The organism is Aquitalea magnusonii (assembly GCF_002217795.2).
In the GTDB taxonomy this organism is placed as follows: domain Bacteria; phylum Pseudomonadota; class Gammaproteobacteria; order Burkholderiales; family Chromobacteriaceae; genus Aquitalea; species Aquitalea magnusonii_B.
Window position 1 is genome coordinate 1,580,037 of record NZ_AP018823.1, and the last position, 13,845, is coordinate 1,593,881.

Here is a 13,845-nt window from a genome sequence, read left to right on the forward strand (position 1 = left end):
CAGGCATGAGCGCCATTCTGCCCGAAGCCGCACTGCAGCAACTGTTTGTTGCCGCCCGTTCCAATCACCGTTTCCAGGACAAGCCGGTTGCCGAATCCACCATTCGCCAGTTGTACGAACTGTTGAAATGGGGGCCGACCGCCTTCAATGGCCAGCCAGGCCGTTACCTGTTCATCCACAGCGACGAGGCCCGGCAAAAACTGCTGCCCGCGCTGTCATCGGGCAATCGCGACAAGACCGCGGCAGCGCCGCTTACCGTGGTGCTGGCCTGGGATGCGGCCTTTCATCAGCATCTGCCCCAGCAGTTTCCGGCCTACGACGCCAAGGGCTTTTACGATGGCCTGCCGCAACTGGTGGAGCCGCATGCGCGGCTGAATGCCAGTCTGCAGGCAGGGTATCTGATCCTGGCCGCCCGTGCGCTGGGGCTGGACGCCGGACCCATGTCCGGCTTTGATGCCGCAGCCGTGGATGCGGCCTTCTTCCCTGATGGCCAGTGGCGCAGCCTGCTGGTGGTGAACCTGGGTTACGGCGTGACCGAAGGTTTGCCGCCGCGCGGGCCGCGGCTGGCGTTCGAGCAGGCTGCTGCCATCGTTTGAGTGCAGTTCCGGTTTGATCCAATGCAGCGCCCATATGAAAATATGGGCGCTATTTGTCGTTAATTGCAGTCATTTATCTTTATTTTCGATATTTAACGGCGATTTTATTGGTTTGTTAATTCATGCCGGATGGTTAGTCTGTCCCCTGAATGCGCTGCCCACCCACTTGCGGCAGCCACCATCAGGGAGTCTGCAATGCAGTCATCAACAATCAAATCCTCACGCTGGGGCGGTGTGCTGGCCACGCTGCTGCTGGCTGTCAGTACGCTGGCCGTGGCCGGTCCCAATGGCATCAAGGTAGGGGTGTCGTCCACGCCGCAAATCGAATCGCTGCAAATCGCGGTGAAGGAAGCCAAGGCCCAGGGCCTGAATGTGGAGCTGGTGGAGTTTTCCGACTGGAACACGCCCAATGCCGCGCTGGCCAATGGCGATATCGATGTCAATTATTTCCAGCATATCCCGTTTCTGGAAAACGCCAAGAAGCAGGGCGGTTACGACTTCGTGCCGATTGCCCCCGGCACCATCATGAAAATCGGCCTGTATTCGCACAAATGGAAATCCTTTGCCCAGATTCCGGTGGGAGGCAAGGTGGCCATTGCCGGCGACCCGGTCAATGGCGGCCGTGGCTTGCTGCTGCTGGAAAAAGCCGGGCTGATCAAGCTCAAGCCCGGCCTGGGTTACAAGGCCACCATCCAGGATATCGTGGCCAATCCGCGCAAGCTGCAGATCGTGCAGCTGGAAGCCTCGCAACTGGCGCGCTCGCTGGATGATGTGGATCTGGCGCAAGGCTATCCGTCCTTCCTCAAGCTGGCGGGCGACAACCCGGACAATGCCTTGCTGTTTGACGGGCTGGAAAACAAGATTTACGCCCTGCAATGGGTGGTGCGCAAACAGGATGTGAACAATGCGCAAATCCGCCGCTTCATTGCCATCTATCAGCAATCAAAGCAAGTGCGTGCCTCGCTGGACAAGGTGTTCGGCAAGTTGTACGCCCCGGCCTGGCTGTGAGGGAGAGGCGCATGAATGCTTTGGCAGAGGCAATCCGGCCAGAGGTAGAACAAGGCCCGGCCTTGTGGCAGCGGGAGGTCAAGCCCGCCGGCGAGGCGCTGGTGAGTTTCCGGCAGGTGGGGCGTCAGTTCCAGGCTGGCGGGCGCAGCGTGCAGGCCTTGCAGGATGTGAGCTTTGACATCCAGCGTGGCGAAATCTTCGGCATCATCGGCCGCAGCGGCGCGGGCAAGTCCACCTTGCTGCGCACCATCAACCGGCTGGAGTCACCCGGCAGCGGGCAGGTGCTGGTGGCGGGCAAGGATTTGTCAGGCCTGAACGAAGCCCAGCTGGCGCAGGCGCGGCGCGGCATCGGCATGATATTCCAGCACTTCAACCTGCTGTCCTCGCGTACGGTGGCGCAGAACATCGGCCTGCCCCTGAAGATAGCCGGGCTGCCGCAGGCCGAGATTGACGCCCGCGTCGACAGCCTGCTGCAACTGGTGGGGCTGGAGGGCAAGCGCGATGTCTATCCGGCCCGCTTGTCCGGCGGCCAGAAGCAGCGGGTGGGCATTGCCCGCGCGCTGGTGCATCAGCCGGAGCTGCTGCTGTGCGACGAAGCCACCTCGGCGCTGGACCCGGAAACCACCCAGTCCATTCTGGCGCTGCTGCGCGATATCAACCGTCAGCTCAAGGTCACCGTGGTGCTGATTACCCACGAAATGGCCGTCATCCGCGAAGTGTGTGACCGCGTGGCGGTGCTGGAAGCGGGCAAGGTGGTGGAGCTGGGGCCGGTATGGCAGGTGTTTGGTGCGCCGCAGGCTGATGCCACCCGCGCCTTGCTGGCCTCGCTGAATCATGAACTGCCGGCTGATGTGGCCGGGCGCATTGTGGCGGAACCGGCCAGTGCGCAGTCGGAACTGCTGCTGGATGTGCGGCTGGATGGCGTCAGCGGGCAGGACCCGGCGCTAGGCCCGCTGGTGGCGGCACTGGGACCGGCCACCCGCCTGCTGCATGGCGGCGTGGAGCGCATACAGGGCCGGGCGCAGGGCAGGCTGGTGCTGGCCTGCGCACCGCAGTCACGCAACCGGCTGGGCGATCTGGCCCGTCAGCTGGCCATTCCGGCTGGCAATATCCGCATCCTGGGGTACGTCGACCATGCCTGATTCTTTCGATCTGTATCTGACTGCCGCCTGGCAGACCCTGCAAATGGTCAGCGTGTCGGCGCTGGTATCCGCCATCTTCGGCCTGGCGCTGGCCTTGCTGCTGGTGACTACCGGTCCGGGCGACCTGTACGCCCGCCCCTGGCTCAACCGGGGCGTGGGCAGTGTGGTGAATGTGTTCCGCTCGGTGCCTTTCATCATTCTGCTGGTGGTATTGCTGCCCTTCACCCGGCTGGTGGTGGGCACCACCATCGGCGTGTGGGCGGCGGTGGTGCCGCTGTCGGTGGCCGGTATTCCGTTTTTTGCCCGTATTGCCGAAGTCAGCCTGCGCGAAGTGGACCGCGGGCTGATTGAAGCGGTGCAGGCCATGGGCGGGCGCAAGCGCGATGTGCTGTGGCATGTGCTGCTGCCCGAAGCGCTGCCGGGCATCGTCTCCGGCCTCACCATCACCCTGGTGGCCATGATCGGCTCCTCGGCCATGGCCGGTGCCGTGGGGGCCGGTGGGCTGGGCGATGTCGCCATCCGTTACGGCTATCAGCGCTTTGATACCCAGGTGATGGTGTCGGTGCTCATCGGCCTGGTGGTGCTGGTCAGCGTGGTGCAAACCGCCGGTGACGTGCTGGCGCGTCGTCTGAATCATCGTCAATAAGCGAAAGCCGTTTCATGAGCCAACAAGCAATCCTGCAAGAAGCTGCGCTGATCCGCAGCGATGCCGAAGCCCTGGAAGTGGCACACCAACTGGCAGCCGAGTTTGCCGTGGAAGCCGGCGTGCGTGACCGTGAACGCCGCCTGCCCTGGGCCGAGCTGGCGCGCTATTCCGCCAGTGGCCTGGGCGGCATTACCGTACCGCGCGAATTTGGCGGAGCCGGGGTCAGCCTGCTGACGCTGTCGCAGGTATTCCGCATCCTGTGCGCGGCCGACCCCTCGCTGGGGCAGATTCCGCAAAACCACTTTGCCGTGCTGGAGCTGTTCCCGCTGCTGGCCACGCCGGCCCAGTTGCGCTTCATCTACAGCGAAGTGCTGTCCGGGCGTCGTCTGGGTAATGCCGGGCCGGAAAAGGGCAAGCAGCCCATGCAGCAGCTCAGTACCCGTTTGAGCCGCGAGGCGGACGGGCTTTACCTGAGCGGCCAGCGCTTTTATTCCACCGGTGCCTTGTTTGCCGACTGGATTCCCACCCGCGCCCGCGATGAATCCGGCCTGACCGTACAGGTGCTGGTGCCGCGGCATGCGCCGGGGGTGGAAGTCATCGACGACTGGTCTTCGTTCGGCCAGCGCACCACCGCCAGCGGCACCGTGCGTTTTGACCGGGTGCGGGTGGAAGAGGCGCTGCTGCTGCCGGTATGGCAATTGGCGGACCGTCCCAATCTCACCGGGCCGATTTCACAACTGATCCAGGCGTCCATCGATGCCGGCATTGCCGAGGCCGCCTTGCGCGACGCCATCCTGTTTGTGCGCGAACATGCCCGGCCCTGGCTGGATTCCGGCGTCAGCCGTGCCAGCGACGACCCCTATGTGATTCAGGCGGTGGGCCGTTTGCAGATCGACCTGCATGCCGCACTGGAAGTGCTGGACGATGCCGCCCGCACGCTGGACCGCCTGCGCACCGGCGAGGTGACGGATGCCATCAGCGCCGAAGCCTCCATCGCGGTGGCCGAAGCCAAGGTGCTGACCACCGAAATTGCCCTGCAAGCCAGTGAAAAGCTGTTCGAGCTGGCCGGTTCGGCCGCCACCCGTGCGCGCCACCAACTGGACCGCCACTGGCGCAATGCCCGCGTACACACCCTGCACGACCCGGTGCGCTGGAAATACCACGCCATTGGCAATTACAGCCTGAATGGCGTGTTTCCGGCACGTCATCAATGGAATTGAAAGGAGAGCAGCATGAGTGAACTGGCTGCATTGCGCCAGCAAGGCCAGCAGGCCCAGCCGCTGGCGGCCCACCGCGTTGCCAGTGATGAAGAAGCCTTGCAACTGGCCCGCCACTGGGCCGGTGAATTTGCCCGTGACGCCGCCCGCCGCGACAGCGAGCGCATCCTGCCCTGGGCCGAGCTGGAAGGTTATAGCCAGAGCGGACTGTGGGGCATTACCGTGCCGCGCGAATATGGCGGTGCCGGCGTGTCCGCCGTCACGCTGGCCGAGGTGATTGCCACCATCAGCGCGGCGGACGGTTCGCTGGCGCAGATTCCGCAAAACCATTACTACGCGCTGGAAGTGCTGCGCGTGGGCGGCAGCGAGGCGCAGCAGCGCTTTTTCTACGGCCTGGCACTGGATGGCGTGCGCTTTGGCAATGCACTGGCCGAAATCGGCCACAAGGACTACCAGCGCCGCACCCGCCTGACGCCGGAAGGCAAGGGCTATCGCGTCAGCGGACAGAAGTTCTACTGCACCGGCGCGCTGTACGCGCAGTGGATTCCCACGCTGGTGGTGGATGACAACCAGGACAGCTATCTGGCTTTCATTCCGCGTGACAGTGCCGGGGTGGAGATTACCGACGACTGGGACGGTTTCGGCCAGCGCGTCACCGGCAGTGGCTCGGTCAGCTTCAGCCAGGTATGGGTGGAGCCGGAATGGATTGTGCCGTTCAAGGCCTCGTTTGACCGGCCCACCCCCATCGGCCCGTTTGCCCAGATCCTGCACTGCGCCATCGACCTGGGCCAGGCGCGAGGTGCCTACCAGGAAGCGCTGCACTATGTGCGCGAGCATGCCCGTCCCTGGATAGATTCCGGTGTGGACAAGGCCAGCCGCGACCCGCTCTTGCTGGAGCGGGTGGGTAATCTGCGGGTGCGCTTGCGGGCCGCCGATGCCTTGCTGCGCCGCGCCGGGCGGGTGCTGGATGCACTGCAGGCACAGGCTTTCCCGGATGCGCGCAGCGTGGCCGAGGCCTCGGTGGCGGTGGCGGAAGCCAAGGTGCTGACCACCGAAGTGTCCTTGCAGGCCGGCAGCCAGTTGTTTGAACTGGCCGGCACCAGCGCCACGCTGGAAGCGCGCAATCTGGACCGCTACTGGCGCAATGCCCGCGTCCACACCCTGCACGACCCGCTGCGCTGGAAATTCCACGCCATCGGCAATTACGTGCTGAACGATGTGCTGCCGCCGCGGCACGGAGCGCTGTGACATGGCGAAAAAACAGATTCTGCTCAATGCCTTCAACATGAACTGCGTCGGCCACATCAACCACGGCCTGTGGACCCACCCGCGTGACAACTCGGTGGACTACAACACCCTGGGCTACTGGACCGAGTTGGCCAAAACGCTGGAGCGCGGCTTGTTTGACGGCCTGTTCATCGCCGACATCATCGGTGTCTACGATGTGTACCAGCAGTCGATAGACCTGACCGCGCGCGAAGCCATCCAGTTGCCGGTCAACGACCCCTTGCTGCTGGTGCCTGCCATGGCAGCGGTGACCCAGCATCTGGGCTTTGGCGTCACCTCCAATCTCAGCTACGAACCGCCCTATTTGTTTGCCCGGCGCATGTCCACGCTGGACCACCTCACCGCTGGCCGCGCGGGCTGGAATATCGTCACCGGCTATCTGGACAGCGGCGCGCGCGCCATGGGTCTGCAGGCGCAGGACGCACACGACCAGCGCTACGACCGTGCCGATGATTATCTGGAACTGCTGTACAAGCTGTGGGAAGGCAGTTGGGAAGACGAGGCAGTGCGGCGCGACAAGGCGGCGCGGGTGTTTGCCGATGTCAGCCGCATCCACCGCATCAGCCATCAAGGGCCGTTCTACCAACTGGATGGCTACCACCTGTGCGAGCCATCGCGCCAGCGCACCCCGGTGCTGTTTCAGGCCGGCAGCTCGGACCGTGGCCAGCAGTTTGCCGCCCGCCATGCCGAGGGCATCTTCATTGCCGCGCAGGACAAGGACAAGACGCGCCAACTGGTAGCGGACATCCGCCGTCAGGCGGTGGCCGCCGGTCGCCGTGCCGAGGATGTAAAAATCTTCATCGGCATCGCCGCCGTGGTGGGACAAACCCAGGCCGAGGCGCAGGAAAAATTTGACGACTACTGGCAGTACGCCAGCGCGGAAGCGGGCCTTGCCCACTTTGCCAGCAGCATCGGAGTGGACTTCAGCCGTTATGGCCTGGACGACCCGATTGAATACGGTGGCAGCAATGCCATCCAGTCGGCAGCCAAAACCGCCGCCGCCAACCAGCTGACCCGGCGCAAGCTGCTGGAACGCTTCCGGCTGGGCAGTCGTTACCCGACGCTGGTGGGGGATGCCGCCAGTGTGGCGGACGAGCTGGAAAGCTGGGTCAACGAGGTGGGCGTGGACGGCTTCAACCTGTCCCGCACCGTGACGCCGGAAAGCTACGAAGACTTTATCGATCTGGTGATTCCGGAACTGCAAAACCGCGGCAGTTACAAGACGGCCTATGCCGAAGGCAGCTTGCGTCACAAGCTGTTTGCCGAGGGAGACCGCCTGCCGGCGCGCCATGCGGCGGCGGGCTACCGGCCACGCTGACGCGACAAGAAACCAAAACAACATCACACACTCAAGGGAAAATCATGAAGCATCACCAGAAGAAACTGGGCGCGCTGGCGCTGCTCGGCCTGCTGCTGGCGCAAGGCGCACTGGCGGCGGCATTGAAGATTGGTGTTACACCGGGGGCCTATGCCGACTCGGTGCAGGTGGCGGCGCAGGAGGCGAAAAAGCAGGGGCTGGACGTGGATGTGGTGGAGTTTTCCGACTGGACCACGCCCAATGTGGCCCTGGCCAGCAAGGATCTGGACGCCAATTACTTCCAGCATCAGGCTTTTCTGGACAATGTCATCAAGACCCAGGGCTATCATTTCAAGCCGGTAGGCTTGGGCATCCTGGCCAATATCGGCTTGTACTCCAGCCGCATCAAACAGTTTGGCGAGTTGAAAACCGGTGCCAAGGTGGCCATTGCCAGCGACCCCATCAATCAGGGCCGTGGCTTGCTGTTGCTGCAAAAGGCCGGGCTGGTGAAGCTGCGTGACGGCGTGGGCGCACGTGGCAAGCTGAGTGATATTGTCAGCAATCCGCGCAAGCTGGAGTTTGTGGAAGTGGAAGGCCCGCAGCTGGTGCGGGTGGTGAATGATGTGGATCTGGCGCAGGGTTATCCGCACTTCATCGTGGCCGCCCATGCGTTTGACCCCGGCAGTGCGCTGATCTTCTCCGGCAAGGATGACGAGCAATATGCACTGCGCTTTGTCGCCCGCGAAGACAATGCCCGTGACCCGCGCCTGTTGAAGTTTGTACAGATCTACCAGAACTCAGCAGCAGTAAAGGCGCAGATTCGTAAGTCCTATGCCAATAACGACAAGCTCTACAGCCTAGCCTGGCAAAAATAGGTGTTCATTCGGAACCAGGCAAAAAGGCATTGCTGCGGCAATGCCTTTTTTACGTCGCCAAGCCTGGCTTGGCCGGGATGTGTCTGACGCCATGTCTGCCATTTGCCTGGGATATTTACAGACATAGCCAATTTGCAGACAGGAAAAGGCTGGGATAAACCCTGCTCCTCCGGCTTTAGCATCAGTTTTTTCACTGAAAGCAGGAGCAGGGTGATGCAAGACAAATCATTGCAGGGACAAACCGTGGTGGTGGTGGGCGGCAGTTCCGGGCTGGGGCTGGCTGCCGCACAGGCCGCGGTGCAAGCCGGAGCACAGGTGGTGATAGGCGGGCGTCAGCCGGAGCGCTTGCAGCAGGCGTTGGCACTGCTGGGAAAATCTGCCATCGGCTGGCCGGTGGATGTGCTGGACGCGGCGTCGATTGAACAGTTCTTTGCCCGCCTGCCGCAGCTGGATCACCTGCTGGTGACTGCGGCGGTACTGAGTCCGGGGCGGCTGGCGGAGTCCACGATGGCTGATTTGCAGCGCAATCTGGACAGCCGCTTCTGGGGCAGTGTGCATTGCTTGCGTGCCGCCTTGCCGCGCATGGCAGAGCTAGGGTCCATCACCCTGACTTCCGGCATGGTGGTGCAGCGTCCGCAGCCGGGCAAGGCGATGGCGGCGGTGGCTGCCGCCGCGGTGGAAACCCTGGCGCACAGCCTGGTGCGCGAGCTGGCGCCGCGCCGCATCAATGTCATCAGCCCTGGCCCGATGGAAACGCCCTTGCTTGCCGCCGCGCTGGGGGACGATGCGGCGCGGCTGCAGGCGCTGGCAGCCGGCTTGCCGCTGGGGCGGCTGGGGCAGGCGGCTGAATTTGCCGAAGCGGCGCTGTTCCTGATGCACAACCGCAGCATGAACGGCGAAGTGCTGCACCTGCACGGCGGTGCTGCCTGGGCCTGAGTGCTGCACCTGCACGGCGGCGCTGCCTGGGCCTGAGTGTTGCCCGGCCTTGGCGTGGCGTGTAAGAACATGGCACCCTGATGCAAGGCGTGCCAGTGCCGCAGGTATTTTGTCAGTAACGCTCAGCGCAGCGCGCTGATTTCCCCCAGGCGGATCAGCCGCGCGCGGATGATGTTGCGGCTGATGCCCAGCAAGCGGGCGGCCTGCACCTGGTTGCGATGGCAATAGTTGTAGGCGGCGCGGATGATGGTGCTTTCGATGTCTTCGTACAGATTGCTGCCATTGGTTTCAAACAGCGCCTGCAAGGCTTGCTGCAATTGCTGGTGGCCCTGGTCTGCGTCGTGGCTGTTGTGGGCCGGGTTTGACGGTGTGCTGTGGCGCTCGTTGCGGCGGTTCAGTTGCAGCGAGGATAGCTGCAAGTCTTCACCGCGCACCACATTCTGTTTGCAGATCAGCAAAGCATGGTGGATGACGTTTTCCAGTTCGCGGATATTGCCCGGCCATGGGTGTTGCAGCAGTTTGCGCTCGGCATCGGCATGCAGCGCGACATCGCCATAGCCCAGGCGCTGGCGGTATTCATCCACAAAATGCCGCGCCAGCGGCAGGATGTCGCCGGGGCGGTCGCGCAGGGCAGGCAGGGCCAGATGCGCCACCCGCAGGCGGTAGAACAGGTCCTCGCGGAAATGGCCGGCGGCCACGGCTTCTTCCAATCGCACATTGGTGGCGGCAATCACCCGGACATTGATGGGAATGGGTTTGCGCGAGCCCAGCCGCACCACCTCGCGCTCCTGCAGGATGCGCAGCAGCTTTACCTGGATGTTCAGCGGCAAGTCACCGATTTCATCCAGAAACACCGTGCCGCCATTGGCCGCTTCGAACCAGCCGGGCTTGGCGGCAAACGCGCCGGTGAATGCGCCTTTTTCATGGCCGAACAGTTCGCTTTCCACCAGTGATTCGGAAAACGCGCCGCAATTGACCGCCACAAAGGGTTGGTCGGCCCGTTGGCTCAGCGCGTGTACATGACGGGCAATCAGCTCCTTGCCGGTGCCGGTTTCGCCGATGATCAGCACATTGGCGTCGCTGGGGGCAATCAGCTGTATCCGGGCCAGCAGGGCGGTGGACAGCGGGTCCTCGAACACTTGTGCCGTGGCGCGGATGGAGGTGGTGAGGCTTTGCCGGTTAGGCAGGGTGATCAGGGGCATGGCCGGGCCTTGGGCTGGCTCGGCCCTGCGGGCCGACGCGGGTTTCAGGAATAAAACGTCGGTGTCGGATAGTTGCGAATCAAAGCCCATTCCCCTAACTCCTTTAATTTGTAATCAACCGGATCGTGCAAGGTGTGGGTGCGCAGATTGCGCCAGTGCCGGTCCAGACGCAGTCCGGCATGGGTGGCGCGCGCGCCGGTGACCTCAAACATTTGACAGGCCAGGTTCAGGCCCATCCGGGTGGCGGCCACCTTGGCCGCGGCAATGTGCATGGCCACTTCGCCACGCTCCTCCTGCGTCAGTGCTTCGCCGCGTGCCAGTGCGGCCACCATGCTGTTGCCGGCACGGTCGGTGAGGGCGCGCACGCTCTCCAGCCCCACCCAGAACTCGCCGTAATGGCCAAGGATGTATGGGTCTTCGTGGGTGTGGTCCACCTGAGCCGCCCGCCAGGGGCGCGCCTCGTGCAAGGTGTAGTGCCGGGCTTCCTCGAATGCGCCTTCGGCAATCCCCAGGTAGATATTGGTGAGAATCAGCTGCGCCAGCAGTGGCCGCAGGCAGGAGCGCGGCGTGGTAAGCGGGCCGGGATTGGCCAGCACTTCATTGTTTTCGATACGCACTTTTTCAAAATTCACGCTGCCGCTGTCGGTCTGGCGCTGGCCGATATTGTTCCAGTCCTGCTGCACGCTGATGCCGCTGCGGCCAGTGGGAATGGCCGCCACCACCAATTGCCCGCTGTGCTGCTGTCGGGCGGAAACCACCAGCATTTGCGAATCCAGCGCGCCGGAGCAGAAGCTTTTTTGCCCGGAAAACTCCTGCCAGCCGTCAAAGCGCTTGCATACCGTGCGCTCGTCCAGCGGGTTGAGGGCATTGCCCCAGAACCAGTTTTGCCGGGTGGTGATTTCATGCCAGGGTTGCCATTGTTCCGGCTGGCCGAACAGCTCCACTGTGGCCAGCATCAGGTGATGAAAGGCAAACACATGCGCCACCGAACTGTCGGCCTTGGCAAATTCACGCACCACCAGCAGGGTTTGCTGCCAGTTGGCACCCAGGCCACCCAGCTCGCTGGCAATGGACAGGCCCAGCAGCCCGCTGGCGCGAATGGCGTCGCGTTCCGCCTTGGGCGTGCCGCCGGCGTGGTCGCGTTCTGCTGCGGTAGCCGCAAACTGGGCAGCCAGTTGCTGCGCCAGCAGCAGGGCCGAGGCGGGAGTGCTGGCGCTGGGCGAGGGTGCCAGCAGGTGGTGAGGCAGGTTCAAGCGTTCATCCTTTTATACGGTGTGCTATCTGACACATTGGCAACAGTTTTAACCGTGCCAATCAGCTGCTGTAAACCAAGGATTTATCAGGAATATATGCAGAATTCGAATTAGCGGCAGATGGCAGCCGATATCCGTTTTTTGAGTGCTGCTGCTGCTGCAGCACCGTGTTTATTGGCTGCTGTACACGCAGCAGCGCTGATGAATGAATTGCTGCTGCAGCAGCAATAACTGGCCGGATTCAGCATGAATGAGGCTGAATTGCCTGGCATGCAATCTGCTAATGCCTGTCTGGCAAAACCGCACCCGGTTTAATTTCAGCCGCAGGTAATCTCATGCTTATTCATTTATTCAGCAGCAAAAATGTTTCATCTGGCCGCAAGCAGCACCGCCAGGGCGGGAGGCTGCATGACTAGCCAACCCCTTGCTCCGGACAGCCCGCTGGCCATTGCCCGCGAACTGGCCGGCCGTTTTGCCCGCACCGCCGTGGCGCGTGACCAGCAAGGTGGCACGCCCAAGGCCGAACGCGATGCGCTGCGCGACAGCGGGCTGCTTGGCCTGATCATTCCGCGCGAATTCGGCGGCCTGGGCGAGAGCTGGAGCACCACCTTGCACATCGTGCGCGAACTGGCGCGGGTGGATAGCTCGGTGGCCCATGTGTTTGCCTTTCAGCACTTGTTGCTGGCCACCGCCCAATTGTTTGGTCGGCCCGACCAATGGCAGCCCTGGTTCGAGCAGACCGTGCGCGAGCGCTGGTTCTGGGGCAATGCGCTCAATCCGCTGGATACCCGCACGCTGGCCACGCCGGATGGCGACGGTTACCGCTTTCATGGTGACAAGAGCTTCTGCTCCGGCGCCACCGATTCGGACATGCTGCTGGCCTCGGCCTTGCGCGCCGGGCAGGGCGGTTTGCTGATTGCCGTGATCCCCACCCGCCGGGCCGGCGTCCACATTCATCAGGACTGGGACAATATCGGCCAGCGCCAGACCGATAGCGGCTCTGCCCGTTTCGAGCAGGTGTGGGTGGGGGCGGACGAGCTGCTGCTGCAACCCGGCCCGCTATCCACACCACGCGCCTGCCTGCGTCCGCTGATTGCCCAGCTCATCCTCACCAATATCTATCTGGGCATTGCCGAAGGCGCGGTGGCCGAAGCCCGGCGCTATACGCTGGAACAGCGCCGCCTGTGGCCCGCCTCGCTGGCGGAATCGGCCAACAAGGACCCTTACACCCTGCTGCATTACGGTGAATTCCAGGCTGCACTGGAAGGTGCCCGCTTGCTGGCCGACCATGCGGGTCAGCAACTGGATGCCGCCTGGCAGCAGGGCGATGCGCTGGATGAAGCTGGCCGTGGCCAGTTGGCCTTGCAGATAGCCGCCGCCAAGGTGCATGCCAGCCGCAGCGGGCTGGATCTGACCAGCCGCATTTTCGACGTGACCGGCGCGCGCGCCACCAGCGCCGCGCTGCGGCTGGACCGTTTCTGGCGCAATTTGCGCGTACACAGCCTGCACGATCCGCTGGATTACAAGCTGCAAGAGCTGGGTGACTGGGCACTGAATGGCCAGTACCCGACCCCCTCGTTTTATTCCTGAGACCCAAGATGACCCAGAACCTGCAAGCAGTTGAAGACGATTTTGACAGTGTGGAACAAGCCATTGCCGCCATTGCCGCCGGTGGCTTTGCCGTGGTGGTGGACGATACCGACCGTGAAAACGAAGGCGACCTGATCATCGCCGCCGAAAAAATCACCGCGCAGCAGATGGCCTTTCTGGTGCGTTACAGCAGTGGCGTGGTGTGCGTGGCACTGACCGGCGAGCGGCTGGACCAACTGCAACTGCCGCTGATGGTGAGCAGCAATAATGAATCGCAGCGCACCGCCTTCACCGTGACCGTGGACTACCTGCACGGCACCACTACCGGCATCAGCGCCGCCGACCGCGCCGCCACGCTGCGGGCATTGGCGGACAGCCGCATTCCGGCTGGCGACTTTGCCCGGCCGGGGCATATCTTCCCCTTGCGCTATGCGCCGGGCGGGGTGCTGGCGCGCCCCGGACACACCGAGGCGGCACTGGACCTGTCGCGCCTGGCCGGGCTGGCCCCGGCCGGGGTGCTGTGCGAAATCGTCAATGACGATGGCAGCATGGCGCGCCGCCCCGAGCTGCTACGGTTTGCCCGCCAGCACGGCCTGCCCATCATCACCATTGCCGACCTGATTGCCTATCGCGAACGTACCGAAATGGCGGCGTTGGCCGCAACTGCTGTGGGAGTGCCTGTCTGAGTTGGTCTGCCGCTTTGCCATTCACACCCGCTACGGCGGGTGTTTTTGTATGTACAGGGGGTTTGTGCCTGCTGGAATGGCAGCAGCCGTGCAGCAAGCTTGCTGCTGCC

At 63.2% G+C, this 13,845-nt stretch carries 13 protein-coding genes; 11 read left to right on the top strand and 2 right to left on the bottom strand.

Annotated features, from left to right (window positions below; genetic code table 11):
- The first annotated feature begins 5 nt into the window (after positions 1 to 5).
- From DLM_RS07635 to DLM_RS07675, 9 genes are all read left to right on the top strand, one after another.
- A complete protein-coding gene (locus DLM_RS07635; protein WP_089084188.1) occupies positions 6 to 596 on the top strand; it encodes a malonic semialdehyde reductase in 591 nt (196 codons plus the stop codon).
- Positions 597 to 791: 195 nt separating this feature from the next.
- On the top strand, positions 792 to 1,604 hold the full coding sequence (locus DLM_RS07640; protein WP_089084189.1) for a MetQ/NlpA family ABC transporter substrate-binding protein: 813 nt from the start codon (positions 792 to 794) through the stop codon (positions 1,602 to 1,604).
- Between the two features lie 11 nt (positions 1,605 to 1,615).
- Entirely contained in the window at positions 1,616 to 2,746 is a 1,131-nt protein-coding gene (locus DLM_RS07645) for a methionine ABC transporter ATP-binding protein (RefSeq protein ID WP_089084190.1), read from the top strand.
- Positions 2,739 to 3,392, top strand: a complete 654-nt coding sequence (locus tag DLM_RS07650) for a methionine ABC transporter permease (protein WP_045847827.1) — start codon at positions 2,739 to 2,741, stop codon at positions 3,390 to 3,392. The genes DLM_RS07645 and DLM_RS07650 overlap by 8 nt, the downstream gene beginning before the upstream one ends.
- Before the next feature lie 14 nt (positions 3,393 to 3,406).
- Complete coding sequence (locus tag DLM_RS07655) at positions 3,407 to 4,612, top strand: SfnB family sulfur acquisition oxidoreductase (protein ID WP_089084191.1); 1,206 nt, start codon at positions 3,407 to 3,409, stop codon at positions 4,610 to 4,612.
- A gap of 12 nt (positions 4,613 to 4,624) precedes the next feature.
- Complete coding sequence (locus tag DLM_RS07660; RefSeq protein ID WP_089084192.1) at positions 4,625 to 5,857, top strand: SfnB family sulfur acquisition oxidoreductase; 1,233 nt, start codon at positions 4,625 to 4,627, stop codon at positions 5,855 to 5,857.
- 1 nt (position 5,858) lies between these two features.
- Positions 5,859 to 7,214: an LLM class flavin-dependent oxidoreductase gene (locus DLM_RS07665; protein ID WP_089084261.1), complete on the top strand. Its 1,356-nt coding sequence runs from the start codon at positions 5,859 to 5,861 to the stop codon at positions 7,212 to 7,214.
- 44 nt (positions 7,215 to 7,258) lie between these two features.
- Positions 7,259 to 8,068: a MetQ/NlpA family ABC transporter substrate-binding protein gene (locus DLM_RS07670; RefSeq protein ID WP_089084193.1), complete on the top strand. Its 810-nt coding sequence runs from the start codon at positions 7,259 to 7,261 to the stop codon at positions 8,066 to 8,068.
- Between the two features lie 213 nt (positions 8,069 to 8,281).
- Positions 8,282 to 9,004 (top strand): SDR family oxidoreductase, encoded by a 723-nt coding sequence (locus DLM_RS07675; protein WP_089084194.1) that lies wholly within the window; start codon positions 8,282 to 8,284, stop codon positions 9,002 to 9,004.
- A gap of 122 nt (positions 9,005 to 9,126) precedes the next feature.
- On the opposite strand, the gene DLM_RS07680 is transcribed toward DLM_RS07675, so the two are convergent.
- Both DLM_RS07680 and DLM_RS07685 read right to left on the bottom strand, forming a co-directional pair.
- Positions 9,127 to 10,206 carry a sigma-54 interaction domain-containing protein gene (locus DLM_RS07680; protein ID WP_089084195.1) on the bottom strand — a complete coding sequence of 360 codons (1,080 nt, stop codon included), beginning with the start codon at positions 10,204 to 10,206 and terminating at the stop codon, positions 9,127 to 9,129.
- 44 nt (positions 10,207 to 10,250) lie between these two features.
- Positions 10,251 to 11,459 carry an acyl-CoA dehydrogenase family protein gene (locus tag DLM_RS07685; protein WP_089084196.1) on the bottom strand — a complete coding sequence of 403 codons (1,209 nt, stop codon included), beginning with the start codon at positions 11,457 to 11,459 and terminating at the stop codon, positions 10,251 to 10,253.
- A 408-nt stretch (positions 11,460 to 11,867) separates the two neighbouring features.
- Between DLM_RS07685 and DLM_RS07690 the strand changes: the two genes are divergently transcribed.
- Both DLM_RS07690 and ribB read left to right on the top strand, forming a co-directional pair.
- On the top strand, positions 11,868 to 13,049 hold the full coding sequence (locus tag DLM_RS07690) for an acyl-CoA dehydrogenase family protein (protein ID WP_089084262.1): 1,182 nt from the start codon (positions 11,868 to 11,870) through the stop codon (positions 13,047 to 13,049).
- An 8-nt stretch (positions 13,050 to 13,057) separates the two neighbouring features.
- On the top strand, positions 13,058 to 13,735 hold the full coding sequence (gene ribB / locus DLM_RS07695; RefSeq protein ID WP_089084197.1) for a 3,4-dihydroxy-2-butanone-4-phosphate synthase: 678 nt from the start codon (positions 13,058 to 13,060) through the stop codon (positions 13,733 to 13,735).
- Positions 13,736 to 13,845: the final 110 nt, after the last annotated feature.

Coding starts and splice junctions, on each gene's coding strand:
- DLM_RS07645 (WP_089084190.1), top strand. CDS start 1,616: ATGAATGCTTTGGCAGAGGCAATCCGGCCAGAGGTAGAACAAGGCCCG.
- DLM_RS07690 (WP_089084262.1), top strand. CDS start 11,868: ATGACTAGCCAACCCCTTGCTCCGGACAGCCCGCTGGCCATTGCCCGC.
- DLM_RS07660 (WP_089084192.1), top strand. CDS start 4,625: ATGAGTGAACTGGCTGCATTGCGCCAGCAAGGCCAGCAGGCCCAGCCG.
- DLM_RS07650 (WP_045847827.1), top strand. CDS start 2,739: ATGCCTGATTCTTTCGATCTGTATCTGACTGCCGCCTGGCAGACCCTG.
- DLM_RS07675 (WP_089084194.1), top strand. CDS start 8,282: ATGCAAGACAAATCATTGCAGGGACAAACCGTGGTGGTGGTGGGCGGC.
- ribB (WP_089084197.1), top strand. CDS start 13,058: ATGACCCAGAACCTGCAAGCAGTTGAAGACGATTTTGACAGTGTGGAA.
- DLM_RS07670 (WP_089084193.1), top strand. CDS start 7,259: ATGAAGCATCACCAGAAGAAACTGGGCGCGCTGGCGCTGCTCGGCCTG.
- DLM_RS07680 (WP_089084195.1), bottom strand. CDS start 10,206: ATGCCCCTGATCACCCTGCCTAACCGGCAAAGCCTCACCACCTCCATC.
- DLM_RS07655 (WP_089084191.1), top strand. CDS start 3,407: ATGAGCCAACAAGCAATCCTGCAAGAAGCTGCGCTGATCCGCAGCGAT.
- DLM_RS07640 (WP_089084189.1), top strand. CDS start 792: ATGCAGTCATCAACAATCAAATCCTCACGCTGGGGCGGTGTGCTGGCC.
- DLM_RS07635 (WP_089084188.1), top strand. CDS start 6: ATGAGCGCCATTCTGCCCGAAGCCGCACTGCAGCAACTGTTTGTTGCC.
- DLM_RS07665 (WP_089084261.1), top strand. CDS start 5,859: ATGGCGAAAAAACAGATTCTGCTCAATGCCTTCAACATGAACTGCGTC.